Source organism: Mucilaginibacter sp. PAMC 26640 (assembly GCA_001596135.1).
Taxonomy (GTDB): domain Bacteria; phylum Bacteroidota; class Bacteroidia; order Sphingobacteriales; family Sphingobacteriaceae; genus Mucilaginibacter.
Genome location: CP014773.1, coordinates 579,005 through 598,763, shown reverse-complemented (window position 1 = coordinate 598,763; position 19,759 = coordinate 579,005). Strand labels below are relative to the sequence as shown.

The 19,759-nt window shown below is 46.2% G+C and carries 18 protein-coding genes; 12 read left to right on the top strand and 6 right to left on the bottom strand.

Annotated features, from left to right (window positions below; genetic code table 11):
• Positions 1–94 precede the first annotated feature (94 nt).
• Complete coding sequence (locus tag A0256_02675; protein ID AMR30398.1) at positions 95–1,942, top strand: hypothetical protein; 1,848 nt, start codon at positions 95–97, stop codon at positions 1,940–1,942.
• 91 nt (positions 1,943–2,033) lie between these two features.
• Here A0256_02675 and A0256_02670 read toward each other — a convergent pair whose 3' ends face one another.
• From A0256_02670 to A0256_02660, 3 genes are all read right to left on the bottom strand, one after another.
• Entirely contained in the window at positions 2,034–2,351 is a 318-nt protein-coding gene (locus A0256_02670; GenBank protein AMR30397.1) for a hypothetical protein, read from the bottom strand.
• Positions 2,352–2,446: 95 nt separating this feature from the next.
• Positions 2,447–3,250, bottom strand: a complete 804-nt coding sequence (locus tag A0256_02665; protein ID AMR30396.1) for a hypothetical protein — start codon at positions 3,248–3,250, stop codon at positions 2,447–2,449.
• A 12-nt stretch (positions 3,251–3,262) separates the two neighbouring features.
• Positions 3,263–4,573 carry a gluconate transporter gene (locus A0256_02660; GenBank protein AMR30395.1) on the bottom strand — a complete coding sequence of 437 codons (1,311 nt, stop codon included), beginning with the start codon at positions 4,571–4,573 and terminating at the stop codon, positions 3,263–3,265.
• Between the two features lie 188 nt (positions 4,574–4,761).
• Here A0256_02660 and A0256_02655 point away from each other — a divergent pair, with 188 nt between their 5' ends.
• Together A0256_02655 and A0256_02650 are read left to right on the top strand one after the other, a co-directional pair.
• The gene (locus A0256_02655; protein ID AMR34406.1) at positions 4,762–5,139 is read left to right on the top strand and encodes a glyoxalase; all 378 of its coding nucleotides are present in this window, start codon (positions 4,762–4,764) and stop codon (positions 5,137–5,139) included.
• 103 nt (positions 5,140–5,242) lie between these two features.
• Entirely contained in the window at positions 5,243–6,469 is a 1,227-nt protein-coding gene (locus A0256_02650; GenBank protein ID AMR30394.1) for a Bcr/CflA family drug resistance efflux transporter, read from the top strand.
• 164 nt (positions 6,470–6,633) lie between these two features.
• Here A0256_02650 and A0256_02645 read toward each other — a convergent pair whose 3' ends face one another.
• Positions 6,634–7,026, bottom strand: a complete 393-nt coding sequence (locus A0256_02645) for a hypothetical protein (protein ID AMR30393.1) — start codon at positions 7,024–7,026, stop codon at positions 6,634–6,636.
• Positions 7,027–7,198: 172 nt separating this feature from the next.
• Between A0256_02645 and A0256_02640 the strand changes: the two genes are divergently transcribed.
• The 5 genes from A0256_02640 to A0256_02620 all read left to right on the top strand — a co-directional run bounded on the left by A0256_02640 (position 7,199) and on the right by A0256_02620 (position 13,046).
• Positions 7,199–8,737, top strand: coding sequence for an alpha-N-arabinofuranosidase (locus tag A0256_02640; GenBank protein ID AMR30392.1), 1,539 nt, complete (start codon positions 7,199–7,201; stop codon positions 8,735–8,737).
• Between the two features lie 499 nt (positions 8,738–9,236).
• A complete protein-coding gene (locus tag A0256_02635; protein ID AMR30391.1) occupies positions 9,237–10,046 on the top strand; it encodes an ABC transporter permease in 810 nt (269 codons plus the stop codon).
• A gap of 5 nt (positions 10,047–10,051) precedes the next feature.
• Entirely contained in the window at positions 10,052–10,825 is a 774-nt protein-coding gene (locus tag A0256_02630) for an ABC transporter ATP-binding protein (protein AMR30390.1), read from the top strand.
• Positions 10,826–10,839: 14 nt separating this feature from the next.
• Complete coding sequence (locus A0256_02625) at positions 10,840–11,829, top strand: ABC transporter permease (GenBank protein ID AMR30389.1); 990 nt, start codon at positions 10,840–10,842, stop codon at positions 11,827–11,829.
• 134 nt (positions 11,830–11,963) lie between these two features.
• Positions 11,964–13,046: a hypothetical protein gene (locus tag A0256_02620; protein AMR30388.1), complete on the top strand. Its 1,083-nt coding sequence runs from the start codon at positions 11,964–11,966 to the stop codon at positions 13,044–13,046.
• A gap of 397 nt (positions 13,047–13,443) precedes the next feature.
• On the opposite strand, the gene A0256_02615 is transcribed toward A0256_02620, so the two are convergent.
• Together A0256_02615 and A0256_02610 are read right to left on the bottom strand one after the other, a co-directional pair.
• Complete coding sequence (locus A0256_02615; GenBank protein ID AMR30387.1) at positions 13,444–13,983, bottom strand: AraC family transcriptional regulator; 540 nt, start codon at positions 13,981–13,983, stop codon at positions 13,444–13,446.
• An 854-nt stretch (positions 13,984–14,837) separates the two neighbouring features.
• Positions 14,838–15,230, bottom strand: coding sequence for an HxlR family transcriptional regulator (locus A0256_02610; protein ID AMR30386.1), 393 nt, complete (start codon positions 15,228–15,230; stop codon positions 14,838–14,840).
• 297 nt (positions 15,231–15,527) lie between these two features.
• Here A0256_02610 and A0256_02605 point away from each other — a divergent pair, with 297 nt between their 5' ends.
• From A0256_02605 to A0256_02590, 4 genes are all read left to right on the top strand, one after another.
• Complete coding sequence (locus A0256_02605; protein AMR30385.1) at positions 15,528–16,451, top strand: 2'-hydroxyisoflavone reductase; 924 nt, start codon at positions 15,528–15,530, stop codon at positions 16,449–16,451.
• A gap of 566 nt (positions 16,452–17,017) precedes the next feature.
• Positions 17,018–17,854 (top strand): cytochrome C, encoded by an 837-nt coding sequence (locus A0256_02600; protein AMR34405.1) that lies wholly within the window; start codon positions 17,018–17,020, stop codon positions 17,852–17,854.
• Positions 17,855–17,863: 9 nt separating this feature from the next.
• Positions 17,864–18,319, top strand: a complete 456-nt coding sequence (locus A0256_02595; protein AMR30384.1) for a hypothetical protein — start codon at positions 17,864–17,866, stop codon at positions 18,317–18,319.
• A 543-nt stretch (positions 18,320–18,862) separates the two neighbouring features.
• Entirely contained in the window at positions 18,863–19,756 is an 894-nt protein-coding gene (locus A0256_02590) for an NAD-dependent dehydratase (protein AMR30383.1), read from the top strand.
• The last annotated feature ends 3 nt before the right edge of the window (positions 19,757–19,759 follow it).

The window sequence follows — 19,759 nt, the reverse complement described above, 5'->3', positions numbered from 1 at the left end:
CATCGGATGTAAAGAGAATTTTCAATTTTTTCCTTGTCCTGTTTCGTTTACTTTATTTTACTTTGATAATTGTATTATTATTGGAGTAATTAAGGTGGATAATAAAATGCGGCAAAATACCGGGGAACAGGATTTTCATATGCTAATGGCCCAAGCTCCTGTGGCAATAAGCGTGCTGCTTGGTAGTGATTTTATCATCAAATCTGCCAACAGTCAAATTTTGCAGGTATGGGGCAAAGGCCCGGATATTGTTGGGTTGCCCCTGGCAGATGCCTTGCCAGAAATAAAAGACCAGCCATTTATAGGCCTGTTAAAGAATGTTTACCATACAGGTGTTGCACACTACGGTTGCGAGGCAAGGGTTACCCTGATACGTGATAACGTTCCCGGAATATATTATTTCAATTTTGTTTATCAGCCCATAACCGGTGCTAACGGTAAGGTGGACGGGATAATGGTAGTGGCTACTGAAGTAACCGAACAGGTAACCGCACGGCGTAAATTGGAAGATGCAGAAGAGCGCCTGCGGCTGGCCGCTGAAGCTACGGGATTAGGTACTTTTGATCTAGACCTGCAAACAGGCAATGTTATTCATTCGCCGCGGTTGTTAGAGATCTTCGGAAGGGCTAATATTTCAAAAATAAGCCATGCTGAATTAAGGCATTTTATTTTGCCGGAGGATCTTCCTATTGTTTTAAAAGCGTTTGCAAATGCGTTGGTGACTGGAATTTATATTTACGAAGCAAGGGTGCTTTGGCCCGATGGTAACATGCGCTGGGTGCGCACAACCGGGAAAATAAGTTTTGACGATAACGGGCATCCGTTGCGTTTGCTGGGCACCATTTTAGATATAACCGAACAAAAGGAAATTATTGATAAGCTGCAAAAAAGTGAAGAAGGCCTGCGCCTGGCTACTACCGCTGCAGAATTAGGCACTTTCGCAATGGATCTTAATACCCTGGATTCTGTATGGGATAAGCGGCATCGAGAGTTGTTTGGGGTACATGACGACAGGGTAGTTGATTACAATACTATTTTTCCTGAAGCGGTGCACCCTGATGATATGGCCAATATAGACACTGCAATGGCCTTGGCGCGGAATAAAGAGGCTGGTAATGGTGATTACGATGTGGAGTACCGCACCATAGGTATCGACGATAAAAGGCTGCGCTGGATTCGCGCCAAAGGCAAAATTATTTTCAACAGATTTGATGAACCGGTGCGGCTTACAGGAGCCATCCTGGATATTACCGAAAAAAAGCAGAACGAGCTGAGGAAGAACGATTTTATTGCTATGGCCAGCCACGAGCTAAAAACTCCGCTTACAACCATCAAGGCGTATACCCAACTACTACTTAGTAAAGCATTGCGGGCAAGCGATTCATTTACAATGAATGCGCTGCAAAAAACGGAAAGCCAGGTTAACAAAATGACCAAACTGATCTACGGCTTTCTGGATCTGGCCAAACTAGAATCTGGTAAATTGCAATTGCAAACGGCGGTTTTTGACCTTAATGAGCTGATTGCAGAACTGGTGGGCGATAGCAGGCAAACTGCCATCAATCATCAGATTAAGTTTGAAGCGGATGGTGTTTTGAATATTAAAGCTGACCGGGAAAAAATAGGGCAGGTAATTGATAATCTCGTCAGCAACGCGGTGAAATATTCACCCCAATGCGGAGATATTTTAATATCAGCGGGGATAGAGAACAATCACGTAAAAGTAGCGGTAAAGGATAGCGGTATTGGCATAAAGCCTGAAGAACAGCAACAAATTTTTCAGCGTTTTTACCGGGTAGAGGATGATAGCACCAAAGGCTTTTCGGGTTTTGGTATTGGGCTCTATCTTTCTGCCGAGATCATCATGCTACATAGCGGCCACATAGGCGTTGAAAGCAGCGATGGTAATGGATCGGTATTTTATTTTACTATCCCTGTATAGCAGCTATCCATCAATGGTTTGTCCTGAAATTATATTACCAAAAAAGCCACAACTGGTAAAGCTGTGGCTTAATATAAATAAGTATTTTTTATTAGTATGGGTATGCCTTACCCGGGTGATTCCTTTTCCAGGCACGGCGGCGTTCTAACCATGCAGCATGTTTTCGTTTTTCTTCCCGCTTGCGGGCTTCATTCCCTATGATATAACCGCCGCCTGCGCCAATTGCACCGCCTATGACGGCACCGCCCACGCTGTGGCCAATTAAGCCACCGGCAACAGCACCACCAGCACCCCCAATAATCGCACCTTTACCTTGTTTGCTTATTCCTTTTTTTTGAGCCTCTGCATTGAAAGTAACCGACGATGTTAAAGCCATTGCGAGGCCGCCATATATGAGTATCTTTTTCATAGTGATAGTATCTAAATTTGTTAATATATAAACAAATAGCAAGCCACATTGCTTGCTGACTAATAGAGGCTGTAAAAGGGTAAAGGTTTAATAGCTTATTTTAAAAAGCTGCGTATAGCTGCAGAAAACTGTACAGTTTTCCCTGCATTGTTATGGTCGCCCGGTACAACCCTAATCTGCGATCCTGGTATTAATTTTTGTAAATTTCTTACATCGCCGTTGGTTTTGTCTTCGCTGCCATCTATCAGTAAAACAGGCATTTTAATCGCAGCTAACTCGGCAGGGCTTGTTACCGGCTGATGTTTTTGCTGGTACATTAATGCAACTTTATCAAAAGGATTTTTATTGATCCAAACCATCATGTCATCTACATCGTGGAGTGTTGTATCACCCGCAAGGGCTTTATATGCGTGGATGCGGCGTTCCCAGTTTGGATTGGTAAAATCGGCACCCATGCCGCCCATCACGGCTTTGTGTACGCGATTGTCCAGTACCATTAGCCGCGATACTACTATAGAGCCGCGCGAGTAGCCTACTGCGTCATAAGCTTTAATGCCAAGCTTGTTTACCAATCCTATTACATCTTTAGCTTCCGCATCATTTTCATAAGCATTCTCAATATGTGGCTTATCAGAGCGCCCATTGCCCCTAAGATCCATCAGGATCACCTTATAGCCATCTTTTAATAAGTCGGCATAAAGCAGGCCGTTTTTCCAACCCTGGCTGGTTCCTGTAAAGCCGTGCACCAATACCACAGGATAGCCATCGCCTTTCACTTCATAATAAATCCTAGTACTATCGAACGAAGTGTAAAAGCTTTGACCGGCCGCAGATTGGGCAAAAATATTGCTGCATGCAATGGCGCAAAACAAGGTTAAAAGGCTAAATAACTTTTTCATCTGCCCGGAAGTTTAAACAAACACGTTTAGCAATAATACTCCTGCCAGTCCAACAAATGAGACTATCGTCTCCATTAAAGACCAGGATAGTATCGTATCTTTTATCGTCAGGTTGAAATATTCTTTGTAAAGCCAAAAGCCCGAATCGTTAACATGCGAAAAGGCTAGGCTACCTGCTCCAATGGATAAAACCATCAGGTTAGGATTGATAGTAGGGTCTTTTATAAGCATCGACCCAACAATACCTGCTGCAGTTAAACCTGCAACCGTGGCTGAACCAAGACTGATGCGAATAATTGCAGCAATAAGCCAACCTAAAAACAATGGCTGCAGGTTAAAAGATTTTAGTCCGTCAGCTATCTGATTACTGACGCCGCTATCTGTAAGTACCTGTTTGAAAGCTCCAGAACCGCCGATGATCAATAAAATTAAAGAAATATCCTTAATAGCATCGCCGTATAGTGAACCGAGCTGACTTAGCTTTTTCCCTTGTTTAATTCCTAATGTGTAAGTGCCAATAATGAGGGCGATAAGCATTACAACAGATGGATCGCCAACAAATGCAATTAACTTATGCAAATGATCCTGGGCATTCCCGATAAAAGGAAACGCTGCGGTGATACCCAGCAGCAACACAGGAAGCAAGGCAGTAAAAAAACTTATTCCTGAACCGGGAAGTTTGTCCGCTGCTATCTCTGCGGCGCGGAATGTAGCCAGCGGCTCTGAAGGGATATTCTTTAGAAACTGCGCAAATACCGGTCCTGCAAGTATAATAGCAGGTATAGCCAGCATTAAGCCATACATTAATGTAATGCCCATATTGGCATGAAACAGTACAACCAACGCCGATGGCGAGGGGTGAGGGGGCAAAAAGCCGTGGGTGACTGATAATGCGGAAAGCATTGGCAAGCCAATATACACCGTGGGTAATTTATACTTATAGGTTATTGAAAATATAAGCGGCACCATCAATACAAAGCCAATACCGTAAAATAATGGTATTCCGATAACAAAGGCCGCGGCCACAAGTGCAAACTGAATGTATTTTATGCCAAAAGCACGCACCAGCACTTCGGCGATTTTTTGAGCTGCACCGCTGGTAGCAACCAGTTTACCTAACATGGCGCCAAGGCAAATGATAATGGTCAATGCGCCGAGTGTATCACCCAGGCCTTTTTGAACTGATGTGCTAATCTTTTCCAGGGGGATGCCAAGGCATAAACCGGCGATTAAGGATACGATTAAAAAAGCCAGGAAAGGGTTGAGTTTTGCCCAACTTACAAGCAGGATAAGCAATATGATGCAGAGTAATATTACCAGCATTATTCGAGTCTTTTAGAGATTAATGAAGATGCAGCTAAAAGTAATAACATTTGTGTAAATTGGCATGGGAAAACGAGTTTTAACCAGGCAGGCAAGTCCGTATCATGAAAAAAATATTGTTGACAATAGGTTTCATCGCATCTTTCGCACTGGGGTGGGCATTTAAATCAATCAAATCACATAAAAACATGAAAAAAGTAACTGGTATCGGCGGTGTTTTCTTTAAGTGCGACGACCCGCAAAAAATGCGGGATTGGTACAGTAAAAACCTCGGGCTACCCGCAGATCAGTACGGCGCCAACTTTGAATGGTACCAAAACCCAGACGGAACCCAAAAAGGATCTACCCAATGGAGCCCTTTTGCTGCTAATACAAAATACTTTGAGCCATCTGCCAAAGAATTCATGATCAACTACCGGGTAGAGAACCTGGAAGAACTGGTTGAGCAACTGCGCGCAGATGGGGTAACCGTTACCGATAAAATTGAAAGCTATGATTATGGCAAATTTGTACATATTATGGACCCTGAAGGCAATAAAATAGAACTTTGGGAACCCAAGGATTAAGCTTATAAAGTTAATACCCCTACTATTTTACCGAGCTGTTATTTATTGTAATAATCTATACTGGTTTTTTTAAGCCGGAATAAAACTCCGTTCTTTACTGCAAATGACTAAACAGCGCTATTTTTTACTGATCCTGATCCTTGGTTCGCTTACTGCTTTGGGGCCCTTTTCTATTGATATGTATTTGCCGGGTTTCCCTGCAATTGCCGCGTCACTACATACTACTACGGAGAATGTGGCCCTGTCGTTATCCAGTTTTTTTATAGGGATATCTGCCGGGCAGTTGCTTTATGGCCCTTTGCTGGATAAATTCGGGCGCAAAAAACCTTTGTATTTCGGCCTGTCGTTATATATCGTGGCCTCGCTGGGATGTTACCTGTCAGATAGTATCCAGATGCTGATCATTGTAAGATTTATACAAGCGGTAGGTAGTTGCGCGGCCGGTGTGGCAGCTATGGCTATGGTGCGCGATATTTTTCCTATTGAAGATAATGCTAAGGTGTTTGCCCTGCTCATATTGGTTTTGGGGGCATCGCCGCTGATTGCCCCTACGGTTGGCGGCTATGTAACCGTTCACCTGGGCTGGCAGGTGATATTTATTATTCTTGCGGTAATTGCTGTGTTCATTTTTCTGGCAGTGATTTTTCTCCTGCCCGAAAGTTACCAGCCCGACCCGTCTTATTCCCTCAAGCCGGCACCTATCATCAGTGCATTTTGGGGCGTTTTAAAAACACCTCAGTTTTATACCTACACCTTTTGCGGCTCGCTGGCCTTTGCGGGCCTGTTTGCTTATATATCGGCATCGCCCATTGTTTTTATGGAAGTATTTGATGTAAGCAAAGAAAACTACGGTTGGATATTTGCTGGCCTATCAGTTGGTTTTATAGGCTCCAGCCAGGTGAACAGTTTTTTAATACAGCGTTATAAAAGCGAACAGATAGTAAGTACTGTATTGATTGCCATGGTGCTGATAGCCCTGGTATTTATCACCGGATCGCTGCAGGGCTGGATTGGCCTGGGTGGCACAATCGTTATGATATTTTTAATTCTTTGCTGCGTAGGGCTCATCAGTCCCAATACATCTGCACTGGCACTGGCACCTTTTGAAAAAAATGCCGGTACCGCATCTGCGTTATTAGGCGCATCACAGATGGCCATAGGAGCCCTGGTGTCGGTTGGTATAAGTCTGTTTAAATCAAAATCCACGTTGCCCATGGCTACCGTTATTGTAGTATCTGCCGCGCTGGGCCTGTTGGTATTGCTGATAGGCCGGCGGGCTATCAAAACAAAAGTGGAAGCGAAAGCGGGAGCCGGTATTGCTGTGCACTAACAGCACTGGTTAATCCGGATAATCCCCAAAACAAATTATTTTCAGATTTTGCGCCAGGGATTGTAAGGGTTTAGCCCGGAGGGCCGTAGCGAAGCGTAGCCCTGCAAAGCCCGGCCCGCAGGGGGCGCCATAAAGTTAATGCCCCGGTTCTTCAAGCTGGCGCTCTACTCCCTTACGGCAGTAACCCGGGACCCATCCTCGCCAAGCGTCTCAAAAATTATTTGCTTATCCGTAAGCTTATTAACAGAGAAGGGGAAGTCGCGCACTTTGCCGTCACCAAGTTCTTCTCTGTATTTAATATCCTGCCCGGCGGTGCTGAATTTACCGTGTGATAGTAATTTACCGCCCCAAAATATCTGCAATGTATGGTCTTTATTAAAAACGATATAGGGCTTTTGCTCATCTATCTCGTAGGATTTTAAACTATCCGACGGCGAAGCTGGCTTCTCAACACGGATATAGTTCCATTTACCATATAAACCTTGCGGTTCGATACCTGATTTGCAGGCGGCAAACAGGAGCAGACAGGCGAGTAATAAGAGGAAGATTTTCTTCATAATTTAGTAACTGATGTGAGCGATGGTTGTTTTATTGGTCATTAGGTATATGTTTAACAAGCTGTTGAAGCATAAACGGGGCGCAACGCACATTTTTTTTACAACCATCCCAATAATTAAAAAAAGTGTTATAGATTTATAAGCGTTAAATCTACACTTATTAATAACCAATATGAAGAAGTACCTACTCATCCTGATGCTTGCCGGCAATTCTGCCGCGTTTGCCCAAAGCAGCGGCAGCATCACCATTACCAACAATTCAAAAGAGACCATTAGCAAACACATTTACGGGCAGTTTGCCGAGCACCTTGGGCGCGGTATTTACGATGGTTTTTGGGTTGATAAAAGCCTGCCGGTGCAAAAGCAGGGCAGGATTAGGCTGGATGTAGTAGCTGCGCTGAAAAAAATCAAGATCCCCAATCTGCGCTGGCCGGGCGGCTGTTTCGCAGATGAGTATCACTGGCGCGATGGCATTGGCCCGAGCGACAAACGCCCGCGGATGGTGAATAGTAACTGGGGCGGCGTTACCGAAGATAATAGCTTTGGCACGCACGAGTTTTTGGAGCTGAGTAAACTTATTGGTACCGAGCCATATATTGCCGGTAACGTAGGTAGCGGAACGGTTGATGAAATGAGTAAATGGGTGGAGTACCTTAACTCCAACAGCACCAGCACTGTGGTACAGCAGCGCAAGGCAAACGGCCATCCGGAGCCTTACAAGGTTTCCTTTTGGGGAGTAGGCAACGAAAACTGGGGTTGCGGTGGTAATATGACGGCAGAGTTCTACTCCAACGAATTCAGGCGTTATGCTTCGTTTGCCAAAGATTACCCGGGTATTAAACTTCGTAAAATAGCGAGTGGTGCTAATGCAGATGATTACAACTGGACCGAAACCCTAATGAAAAATATCCCTCACGGAATGATGTGGGGTGTTTCTATGCACTATTATACTATCCCTACTGGTAGTTGGGGCAAAAAAGGATCTGCCACCAGTTTTGATGAAGGAGAGTATTTTAAAACCATGGTTAACTGCTTGCGGATGGATGAGTTGGTTTCCAAGCACTCCGCTGTGATGGATAAATACGATCCTGATAAGAAAGTAGGGTTAGTGGTTGATGAATGGGGTATCTGGACAGATCCTGAACCGGGCACCAATCCGGGCTTTTTATACCAGCAAAACAGCTTGCGCGATGCACTGATAGCCGGCACTACACTAAATATATTTAACAACCATTGCGACAGGGTGAAAATGGCAGAACTTGCACAAACTGTAAACGTTTTGCAGGCGCTTATCCTTACCAAAAAAGATAAAATGCTGCTTACACCAACCTATTACATTTTTGATATGTACAAGGTGCATCAGGATGCCAAATACTTAAACATTAAATTGAACTCGCCTGAGTATGCAGTGGACGGCAAGAAGATTGATGCCGTAAACGTTTCCGCTTCGCAAGATGCAAGCGGTAAGACACATATCTCGTTGGTTAACCTTGACCTGCACAATTCGGTTACCATCAGCACTACCCTGAAGGAACTGGTTTGGAAGAGTGTAAAAGGCAACATTCTTACGTCGGCCAATATTACCGATATAAATACTTTTGAGCAGCCTTTGAAATTGCAACTGCAAAACTTTAATGGTGCCAAAAAAGATGGCGATAAACTGGTAGTTACCCTGCCCGCCAAATCGGTAGTGACACTGGAGCTGAATTAAAAATTATTGCTAAGATCTATTTAACGCTGCCATTGGTTTAACAGACCAATGGCAGCGTTGTTGTATAAAAGAAGTCGGTATCATTTGGCATAGCAAATCCAATCGCTGATGTACGCAAATTTATTTCTTAAGCTAACCTGCTATCTGCAGCGGCTTCACTCAGTTAGTTTTTTTACTAACCGGTTTGTTGGTTTTCTGCTCAGCATTTTTCACCTCGTCCTTTTCGCTTAAAGGCTGCTCTGTATTTAATTCTTTCGCAGGCTTTTGTTCGCTGGCGGTTTTGTCGGAGGCTGTTTGTTTCGGGGCTGTCATGTGGATATTGGTTTATTAAACAACTCATCAACAGTAAAAAAAGTTTACAAAATTTAAAGTGATACAACCGTGGGTGCTAGCCGGGAAATTAACGGTCTTTAATATGTAATAATTTGTGAGCTCCTAAAAACAATTTGCCCGCTAACCTATTCTATATCTTGTATTAATTATACCTTTGCCCACTTAAATGAGCACCCAAAAAAGCACCATAAAACCTGCCCCATCGCGCTTTGCGAGAGCTGTAAACAGCGTTGCAGATTTTTTTTTAATGCTGCATAGGATCTATGCATTCATCATCCGTTTCTTCAAGGAAGTGTTTTTGCCTCCTTACGAATTTAAAGAAGTGATGCGGCAGTGTTACGAAGTTGGGGTAAAATCCTTCACGCTGATATCCCTTACCGGTTTTATCGTAGGGATTATTTTTACCAAGCAAAGCCGCCCGTCGTTAACCGGTTTTGGGGCAACATCATGGCTGCCATCACTGGTATCCATCGCTATCATGAAAGCGCTTGCACCGCTGGTAACCGCACTTATTGCTGCCGGTAAGGTAGGTTCAAGTATCGGTGCCGAACTTGGCTCGATGCGGGTAACCGAGCAGATAGATGCCATGGAAGTATCGGGAACAAAGCCTTTTAAATTTTTGGTTTGTACGCGGGTAATCGCAACTACGATCACTATTCCCTTGCTGGCCACTTATGTGGCCTTTATAGCACTCATAGGTGGCTACTTAAATGTAAGCCAGAATGAGGGCACTACTTATACCACATTTATGGAGCAGGCCTTTGAGCCGCTTACATTTGTTGATTTTTGGGCCTCGTTGAGCAAAGCCGTTGTTTTTGGCTTTACAATTGGTATAGTTGGCTGTTACCAGGGTTATAACTCTACCAAAGGTACCGAGGGTGTTGGTAAAGCAGCCAATGGTGCGGTAGTAACCGCCATGTTTTTGGTATTTATTGAAGAGGTTTTAATTGTACAGATAGCCGGCTGGTTCCGCTAATTGCTATGGAAAAGAAAAAGGTAAATGTTGATACGAGCAACGAAGTCGTGAAGATTCGCGGACTGGAGAAATCCTTTGGCGATTATGATGTATTGCGCGGCATCGACCTTGACTTGTACCAGGGCGAAAACCTGGTGGTGCTAGGCCGTTCGGGTACGGGTAAATCCGTACTGATCAAACTTATATCGGGCCTGCTGATGCCGGATGCCGGTTCCATCGAAGTATTGGGCAACAACGTAACCGCTATCAGTGAAAAAGAATTACAGGCCCTGAGAATCCGGATCGGCTTCTCCTTCCAGAACAGTGCTTTGTATGATAGCATGACCGTGCGTAAGAATCTTGAGTTCCCGCTGGTGCGGAACAAAAAGGGTATTACGCGGGCGGAGATCGATAAGAATGTAGAAAGTGTGCTGGATGCCGTTGGTTTGCTCCAGGCCATTAACCAGATGCCTTCAGAACTTTCGGGCGGGCAACGCAAGCGTATCGGTATTGCGCGTACGCTGATCCTTAACCCAGAGATCATGATGTATGATGAGCCGACTGCCGGTTTGGACCCCATCACCTGTATCGAGATCAACGACTTGATTAACGAAGTACAACAAAACTATAACACCTCCTCTATCATTATCACGCACGATTTAACCTGCGCCAAACAAGTGGGCGACCGGGTAGCGATGCTGTTAGACGGACAATTTCAGCGGGTGGGGACTTTTGAAGAAGTGTTTAACACAGACGACGCAAGGGTGAAACCTTTTTACGATTATAATTTTACAGAATAATATTACCATACAAAATGGATGCATCAGAAAATAGAAAATCGATCACGGTAGGCGTATTTGTACTGCTTGGAGTGGCCGTATTTGTAATTGGCATACTGACCCTCGGCGGCCAAAATAAAAGCTTTGTAAAAAGCTTCAAGATCAGCGCGATATTCAGCGATGTTGCGGGTTTGAAAAAAGGGAACAACGTATGGTTCTCGGGGGTTAAAGTGGGTACCATTAAAGCTGTACGTTTCACCGGCGGCGCGCAGGTAGATGTGGATATGAGTATCGACGCTGCTACCCAGCAATACATTCACCGCAACGCGGTGGCCCACATCAGCAGCGATGGTTTAATTGGTAACAAGATCATCGTGATTGACGGAGGTAGCCCACAGGCACCCATCGTGCAGGACGGCGACGTGCTACAGGCTGCCAAACTTTTATCTACGGATGATATTATGGCTACCCTGCAAAAGAATAACGAAAACCTGCTGGCCATCACCGGCGACTTTAAAACCTTGGGTCACCAGATTTTGGCGGGTAAGGGTACCGTTGGGGCTTTACTGGCTGATAGCAGCATGGCTATGCAGCTGCGTGCCGCAATGCGTAACCTGCAGGCAACAACAGCAACGGCATCGCGGATGGCCTACCAGCTGGATGCCTTCAGCAATAAAATGAATACCAAGGGCGGCTTTGCCGATAAACTGTTAACGGATACCGTTGCCTATGCCCGTATCCAGGAGTCGGTTGCCAAGCTAAAGGAAGCAGCTAACAATGCTACTATCCTTACCGATAACCTCAACAAGGCCAGCAACAAGCTCAACAGTACCGATAATATCCTGGGCGTATTGCTTAACGACCCCAAAGGTGCCGTAAAAGTGCAAAGTACCCTTAACTACCTCCAGCAAAGTTCTATTAAACTGAATGATGACCTGGAGGCTGTACAACATAATTTCCTGCTGAAAGGCTTCTTCAAGAAAAAAGAAAAAGCCAAACAAGACAGCATCAAAGCTGCCATGTAAAGGAGCTTAGGCGTTTATGAGAAAATAGCGATGGGATTTACACTCATCGCTTTTTTTTTATCAAACCACTTAAGCTGTTAATTCGTATAACCACTCAGACGCGCTAGATCCAAACGATTTGAAATTTTATAACTATGCCTTATAAAGAACTGGAACGGCTGCAGGCCGTGAACCGATTTTTAAAGCTCGACTTCAGCAAGGAAAAAGAACTTCAGGAGCTGGTTAAGCTGGCAGCAAAAATTTGCGGTACCCCCACCGCCTTGCTCACGTTAATAGATAAAGATACCCAGCATATTAAGATCAGAGAGCGGTTTAACTTCGAAACCACACCCCGTAACGACGCCTTTTGCAACTACGTAATTCAGCAGGAAGAGGTAATGGTGGTGCCCGATGCAACGCTGGACCACCGCTTTGTACAAAACCCCCTGGTGCTGGATGATCCCAATATCAGGTTCTACGCCGGTGCCCCCCTCATCACGGCAGACGGTCTTAAACTTGGCAGCCTGTGTGTCATCAACCAGGAGCCGGGGCAGTTGAATGAGCATCAGCAGGAAATGTTAATGGCTCTGGCTAAACAGGCTATGCAGCTGATGAATTTTCACGAGAGTTTAAACCTGCTAAAAGAGCAGTTTATTATCGCTAAACGTTCAGAGATCGAACTGCGGTCGTTTTTTGAGAGCTCGATAGATCACCACATGCTGCTGGGCCGCAATTTTGAGATCCTCGCCTTTAACCGGGCATGGGAAATTTATGTGAAGAATAGCTACGGCTTGCAGATGGAAAAAGGCCAGTCTATGGCGCCGTTTATGCCGAGCCAGAACCTCGCCTTATTTTATAAGGACTATACCACTGCTTTGAAGGGTACTGCCGTTTATGACGAACGCAATTTGAGCAAAGACGGGGTGGACAATTGGCGCCTTGTAAAATTTGAACCGGCGTTTAACCCTGCCGGCGACATCATCGGCGTTTCGGTAAATACGGCGGATATCAACAAAAGGGTAGCGCACGAAACTACCGTAAAAGCGCAAACGGAACAGCTTAACGAGATCGCCTTTATCCAATCGCATGAGTTACGCAAGCCTGTGGCATCTATCCTCGGGCTGATGGAGCTGATCCGGATGGACGGCCGCAACCAGGGATTGGAGGAGTGGCAGATGCTGGAAAGGGCAGTGGACGAGCTCGACGAGAAAATAAAAATGATTGTACAGGGCATATAAAACCGCAATGTAACGCACAACCCCGGCGCTGCGGGGGGAATAAACCGGAGCAATTCCTAACCGCCCGGTGGCGGTTTTTTTACCCGGTGTTTCACTGCGCGAAATTGAATCGGGTGAAACACTAATCTAGCTCATAATCAGTGGTTTGTGTTTTTTGTTGAATCAACCTGAAATGGTTTACTGCCTCATAATCAAATAAATAGCTTTTTGGCAAACGGCAGTGAAACACTTGGAGTGAATCAGCTCCATTTGCCTATTTGGCTCCTGGTGGGCGCCCGTTTTTCCTGCAATGGCTTGTGCTGGCTTTGCAGAATGGGTCACAATCAAGGCGGGATTTCGACGGTTTCTCCGTGTCCCGGCGATAGTGCGGCTGTCAGTCTGAGCTTTAAGAAAGGCTTTAGGCTAGGTGATCCTGGTGTTTAAAATGGGAGGGTGTAACACCTGTAATCTTTTTAAATTGAGTACATAAATGCGCCACACTACTATAATGCATCTTCCACGAAATTTCGGTTAAACTAAGTTTATTGTCAATCATCAGTTCTTTTACCCGCCGAACTTTATGAAGTATGATGAACCGCTCGATAGTTAGGCCCTGATTAAGCGAAAACGTATTAGCGAGGTACGTATAGTCTAATTTTAACTTAAACGTTAAATGATCGGAGAAATTTATTTTTAAATGATCATCCGTATGATAAACCATTTCGATAATAACACTTTTGATTTTGTCAATCAGGATATCTTTCTTATTGTCTATTAGTTCTAATCCGGAACGTGCTAACGCTATACGAATTTTTTGGATGTTTTTAGGACATATTTCACCTGCAACTTCTGCGCTTCCTTGTTCTATTGCTTTGCAGTGGAACCCAAGTCGTTCTAATTCGAGTTTTACAACAACCTTACAACTAATAGTTGACATGTTTTTAATAGAGAGGATCATAGGATGGGCTAATTATTCTTGCAATGCAAGCAGGATGTGCAGATATATTTCGTTATACGTAATTTATTAAACAAAGTTGCTACAGGTTATCAACACTCGCCCGTCCTGTATGTCTTACTGCAATAAATCTCCTGCCCCGTCCGGCCAAGCGTCCACACTTGGTCGATTCATAGTTTGAGCGTCCACGCTCGCGAAGGTCTGCTTCTTCGATTCGCAAATGTTCCCCCGCCCGACCAAGTGTCCACACTTGGTCAATTCTTAGTTTGAGCGTCCTAGCTCGCGAAAGTCTGCTTTACCGATTCGGGCATGTCGGCTACCCGACCGACCAAGTGTCCACACTTGGTCGAATTTCTGCTGAGCGTCCACGCTGCTGAAAGCTGCTTGACCGATTTCGGCACGTCGTCTACTTTTATACTGAGATTGCCGCGCTATCGCTCGCAATGACACGGTGGGAGAAATATGGCGGTTCATGTCGTCTACTTTATGCGTAGCCTACCGCGCTATCGCTCGCAAGGACATGGTGGAGTGATAGTCCGGAATGTCGGCTACGGTTATGCTTAGGTTGCCGCGCTATCGCTCGCAAGGACATGGTGGGGGAATGCGTTCTACACTATGCTCCCCCGCCCGACCAAGTGTCCACACTTGGTCGATTCTTTAGTGAGCGTCCACGCTTGCGAATGGCTGCTGGAGCGATTTCGGTATGTCGTCTACCTTTCGGCTGAAGTTGCCACGCTATCGCTTGCAAGGACAGGGCGATACCTCTACACCTTCCCCAACAAACTTTTCCCGCCTATGCATTGCCTCTACAAATCCATCGCTTTTTTTAATTTGGCTGTAACTACAAAATGAAAATCCTATTTCATATAGTGGCTTCGTGCTTCTTTGAAAGCATCGACGTTACTGGCGATCCAAAACCAAAGCGGGGTTACCTGTACCAGCAAACCTTTACCCAAAGGTGTTAATTCATATTCTACTCTTGGAGGTACTTCTGGATAGATACTCCGGCTGATCAATCCGTCCCGTTCCAGTTCGCGGAGACATTTGGTCAGCATTTTTTGACTTATGCCTTTGATATGCTGTTGTAAGGTGGAAAAACGCATTCGTCCATCCACTCCTAAAGCATGTATGATAAATAGGGACCACTTATTACCAACATGATTCAAAATATCTCTTTTAAGCTCGTCCTGATCTTTGTTTAAAACCTTGCAAATGTCATCCCAGGCCTTGTTAAGTTCCTCATCGATCATATAAAATCCAGCTTTTTAATTTAAAAAAAGTATTATTTTTCAAAGGTGATCAAATTTCTCAAGGATTAGCGGGTTTGAAATTGTGGATAATTTTTATCCATGGGATGTGTTTCAGGAATCGGCAAATCTGCTCACCTTAGATTATTTAAAAATTAATCGCCTTAGTACAAGAAAACTAACCTGCAGGTAACTAACCCACTTGTAGGTGCCTCATTGTCAATGCTTTTTTTATGCTTTACCTTTGCGAATGCAAGTCATTTGGAATCTATCCTGATGATGGAATAATAACATATTAAAATGGAAAATACATCAATTTTAGTGTTAGGCGCAGGCGAATTGGGCATGCCGGTGATCCGCAGCTTAGTTAAAAGGTCAAAACACTTACCCCATACAAAAATCACCGTACTGCTTCGCCAGTCTACCATCAGTTCGACAGAGATTGAAAAAAAGCGCAATATTGACGAGCTTAAGGAATTAAAGGTAACATTGCTGGCAGGAGATCTGACGGCTCCGTCTGCTGAACTTGTTCGGATTTTTAAAGAATTCGATGCAGTTGTTTCTTGTACCGGTTATGGCAGTGGTGCCGGCGGATTTCAGCTCAAACTAACAAGAGCCGTACTTGAGGCTGGGGTGAAACGATATTTCCCATGGCAATTCGGGGTTGATTTTGAGATAATTGGCCGGGGTAGTGCCCAGGATCTTTTTGATGAGCAACTGGATGTACGGGAACTTCTTCGATCGCAAAAAGCTACCCGGTGGGTTATTGTTTCTACCGGTTTATTTACGAGTTACTTATTTGAACCTTTTTTCGGTGTTGTTAATTTAGACACCAAGACGATTACCGCTTTAGGCAGCTGGGATACAGCTGTTACGGTAACAACGCCTGAAGATATAGGAAAACTTACCGCAGAGATATTTTTCGATGAACCGCAGATAGCAGACCGTATTGTTTATATCGGTGGTGACACGATAACCTATGGACAATTAGCTGATCTGGCAGAAACATTGGCCGGCGAAAAATTTAAACGCGAGGTGATAACCATCAGCGAATTGAACGATGGCTTAAAAAATGATCCGGAAAATTTTGTAAAAAAGTACCAGCATATTTTCGGAAATGGTGCGGGTGTATCCTGGCGTTTGGATCAAACATTCAATGTCCAAAAAGGAATAGCGACCATGTCTGCCAAACAATGGGCAGAGCAAAATATTAAATGGCAGTAGGTGCCACTCGAATTGACAGATACATAAAGAGTTTATTATGAAATGCTAATGCAATCAGCCCGGCCAGGTATTCACACTTGGTCGGGTTTGCTATTCAGCCTCCACGCTCGCGAAATTCGCCTAACTGATTCCAGCTTATCTGATCCTTCACCCCCGGGCAAACCGCGCTATCGCTCGCAAGAATATGGTGGGATAATAACCCAACCATCCTCCCCAACAAATATTTTCACCCTCACATAGTGCCCCTACCAAACTCATCGCTATTTTTGTTTAACAGCCGGGTAGTTCCGGGCTAAGCAATTCCGGGCCATCCGCAAATAAATAGTTTGCCCCAAAAAATCGATCGTTCAAAAATGCCATCAAATACATCATCAAACAAGGGCGAAGCCAAAAAGCTAGCCAGTAGAGCTTTGCTGTTTTCGGCAGGCCTGGCGATGTTATTGGTTAGCCTGGTCTGCTTTGCCTGTAATACAGGTGGCGAGGCCGGTGGTGATCAGCGAAAAGAGGCTGCCGGTGCAGTTCCGGATAAATTTGCTCAAAACTGGCAGGCTCCGGATGTTCAGCGCATCCCGGCAGGTAAATATGGCGACATGACCCGCTATGGCAGGGAGCTGATTGCCCATACCGCCCAATACCTGGGGCCAAAGGGCAGCGTGGCGCAGATCAGCAACGGCATGAATTGCCAAAATTGCCACCTGGATGCCGGGACCAGGCTGTTCGGCAATAATTATGCGGAGTTTGTGGCCGGTTATCCAAAGCGAAGCAACCGGTCGGGCAGGGCAACCACGCCGGCACTGCGCATAGCCGAGTGCTTTGAAAGGAGTTTGGCGGGGAAGGTGCCCGATACCTCCGGCAGGGAGGTGCAGGCCATTTTGGCCTATATGAAATGGGTTGGTACAGGGGTAGCTAAGGGGCGGGCTTTATATGGCCGGTCGGTAGCGCGGCTGCCTTTTATGGATGTGGCCGCTAGTGCCGCTAAAGGGAAAGTGGTGTATGTGGCCAAATGCCAAAGCTGCCATGGCCAAAACGGGGAGGGACTGTTAGCCGCCGATCAGCGCAGCTATACCTATCCGCCTTTATGGGGCAAGGGCAGCTATACCGATGGTGCGGGGATGTACCGCTTGGGTAATTTTGCCGGCTTTGTAAAAAACAATATGCCTTACGGTGCTACTTACAAAAACCCGCAGCTAACGGATGCCGAAAGCTGGAACGTGGCGGCATTTGTGAATTCGCAGCCCCGGCCGCACCGCAACCAGCAGGCCGATTGGCAAAACCTGGATACCAAACCTATCGACTTTCCGTTTGGTCCGTATGCTGATCCCTACAGTGAGCAGCAGCACAAGTACGGGCCCTTTAAGCCGATAGTGGCCGCACATAAAAATTCATCTATCCTAAAAATTTAAATAGCAAAAATGAAAAAGTACCTGATGATGTTAACCGCGTTTGCATGCCTGGCTTTGGCTAAACCCGCAAAGGCACAAACCGATCCGGCTGCCTTTACCGGTGCCGAGGCTACGCTTAAAAGCTACAAGGCCGTTTATATTCTTAATTCTGCCGATGATAAAAAGATCACGGGGACGCTGCGCAATATTGGCAACGTGCTGGATGACCCGCGGCTGAAGGGGAAAGTAACCATAGAACTGGTGGTATTTGGCGATGGGGTTGCGGTTTACATGAAATCGGGCGCGTATGAAGAAACCTTGAAGAAGCTGCAGGCCAGAGGGGTGATCCTGGCAGAATGCAGCAATACGGTGCGCGAGCGCAAGATCGATAAAAACGACCTGTTCCCTTTTATCTCCTATGTGCCCAGCGGTAACGGCGAGATCATCATCCGGCAGGCGGAAGGCTGGGCTTCGGTGCATCCGTAGTACATGGTAAGCATTCGTTTCTCAGGTTAAATCCACAAGCGCAACCCACCTAAAACCGCTTTCCCGGCAAGCCGCTTCTATCAGCGGCTTGCATCCTGATGTTCATCAGGACAGGTGTACAGCGGGACTATCAGGGCCATCGAAGCACTGGCTTTGCTTTTCTGATTACTACGGGGGAGCGGGGAATGAGGAGCGGGGAAGCGGAGAGCGGGGAGCGGGGAAGCGGGGAGAGGGAGAGCGGGGAGCGGGGGAGCGGGGAGCGGGGAAGCGGAGAGCGGGGAAGCGGAGAGCGGGGAGCGGGGAGCGGACAGTCGCGCTCCTCACTCCTCCCACCCCACTCCGCGCTCCCCAATCCTCACACCCCGCTCCCCAATCCTCACTCCCCACACCTCACCCCCCACACCTCACTCCCAAACCCACCCCCCACACCTCACTCCTCACTCCCCGCTCCTCACTCCCCATATCCGGCTACAAGCTCAGTAGATTCGGCTACATGCGGCGGCCCGCTTCCCTGCATCTTTGTAGCAACAAAAACAAAACGTTATGAAGATTATATTGTCAGGATCGTTGGGGCACATCAGCAGGCCGCTAACGCAGGAATTGGTTGAGCAAGGGCACGAGGTTACGGTGATCAGCAGCAAAGCCGGTAAACAGGCGGAGATTGAGGCATTGGGTGCCAAAGCAGCCATTGGCTCATTGGAGGACCGCGACTTTTTAACCCAAACCTTTACCGGTGCGGATGCGGTGTATACCATGGTGCCGCCCGCCAACTACTTTGACCAGGAACTGGACCTCACCGCCTATTACCATCGCCTGGGGAACAACTATGCTGCGGCTATCGGGGCATCGGGTGTAAAGCAGGTGGTGAACCTAAGCACCATTGGCGCTCATCTGGAAAAAGGGTCGGGCATATTGATTGGCGCGCATGATGTGGAGGGCATTTTAAATGCGCTGCCTGCGGAAGTGGCTATTGTACACATGCGGCCAACGTCCTTCTTTTATAACCTGTTTGCGCATACCTACAGCATTAAAAACCAGGGGCGCATTGCGGCCAATTACGGGGTGGGGGATGTTATTCCCTGGGTATCGCCTGTGGATATCGCTACGGCCATTGCGGAGGAGATTGGGCAGCCTTTTACCGGCAGAAAGATCCGTTATGTTTGCAGCGAGGAGCTGAGCGGCCCGCAAACGGCGGCTATTTTGAGCACTGCCCTGGGAAAGCCGCTGGAGTGGGTGCTGATCAGCGATGAGGAAAACCTGGCTGGCCTGGTAAAGGTGGGTATGAACCCGCGGATAGCGGCCGGCCTTACAGAGATGTTTGCCGGGCTGCACACGGGCCTGTTATCTGAAGATTACTTTGCACACCGGCCGGTATTGGGCAAAACTAAAATGGCGGTTTATGCCGGGGAATTTGCTGCCGCGATAAATAATAACTAATTT

What these genes read in the sequence shown, in the direction of transcription:
- A0256_02670 (AMR30397.1), bottom strand. Translation starts at nt 2,351, where the DNA reads ATGAAAAAGATACTCATATATGGCGGCCTCGCAATGGCTTTAACATCG.
- A0256_02630 (AMR30390.1), top strand. Translation starts at nt 10,052, where the DNA reads ATGGAAAAGAAAAAGGTAAATGTTGATACGAGCAACGAAGTCGTGAAG.
- A0256_02640 (AMR30392.1), top strand. Translation starts at nt 7,199, where the DNA reads ATGAAGAAGTACCTACTCATCCTGATGCTTGCCGGCAATTCTGCCGCG.
- A0256_02595 (AMR30384.1), top strand. Translation starts at nt 17,864, where the DNA reads ATGAAAAAGTACCTGATGATGTTAACCGCGTTTGCATGCCTGGCTTTG.
- A0256_02610 (AMR30386.1), bottom strand. Translation starts at nt 15,230, where the DNA reads ATGATCGATGAGGAACTTAACAAGGCCTGGGATGACATTTGCAAGGTT.
- A0256_02635 (AMR30391.1), top strand. Translation starts at nt 9,237, where the DNA reads ATGAGCACCCAAAAAAGCACCATAAAACCTGCCCCATCGCGCTTTGCG.
- A0256_02625 (AMR30389.1), top strand. Translation starts at nt 10,840, where the DNA reads ATGGATGCATCAGAAAATAGAAAATCGATCACGGTAGGCGTATTTGTA.
- A0256_02655 (AMR34406.1), top strand. Translation starts at nt 4,762, where the DNA reads ATGAAAAAAGTAACTGGTATCGGCGGTGTTTTCTTTAAGTGCGACGAC.
- A0256_02615 (AMR30387.1), bottom strand. Translation starts at nt 13,983, where the DNA reads ATGATCCTCTCTATTAAAAACATGTCAACTATTAGTTGTAAGGTTGTT.
- A0256_02590 (AMR30383.1), top strand. Translation starts at nt 18,863, where the DNA reads ATGAAGATTATATTGTCAGGATCGTTGGGGCACATCAGCAGGCCGCTA.
- A0256_02645 (AMR30393.1), bottom strand. Translation starts at nt 7,026, where the DNA reads ATGAAGAAAATCTTCCTCTTATTACTCGCCTGTCTGCTCCTGTTTGCC.
- A0256_02620 (AMR30388.1), top strand. Translation starts at nt 11,964, where the DNA reads ATGCCTTATAAAGAACTGGAACGGCTGCAGGCCGTGAACCGATTTTTA.
- A0256_02660 (AMR30395.1), bottom strand. Translation starts at nt 4,573, where the DNA reads ATGCTGGTAATATTACTCTGCATCATATTGCTTATCCTGCTTGTAAGT.
- A0256_02605 (AMR30385.1), top strand. Translation starts at nt 15,528, where the DNA reads ATGGAAAATACATCAATTTTAGTGTTAGGCGCAGGCGAATTGGGCATG.
- A0256_02665 (AMR30396.1), bottom strand. Translation starts at nt 3,250, where the DNA reads ATGAAAAAGTTATTTAGCCTTTTAACCTTGTTTTGCGCCATTGCATGC.
- A0256_02650 (AMR30394.1), top strand. Translation starts at nt 5,243, where the DNA reads ATGACTAAACAGCGCTATTTTTTACTGATCCTGATCCTTGGTTCGCTT.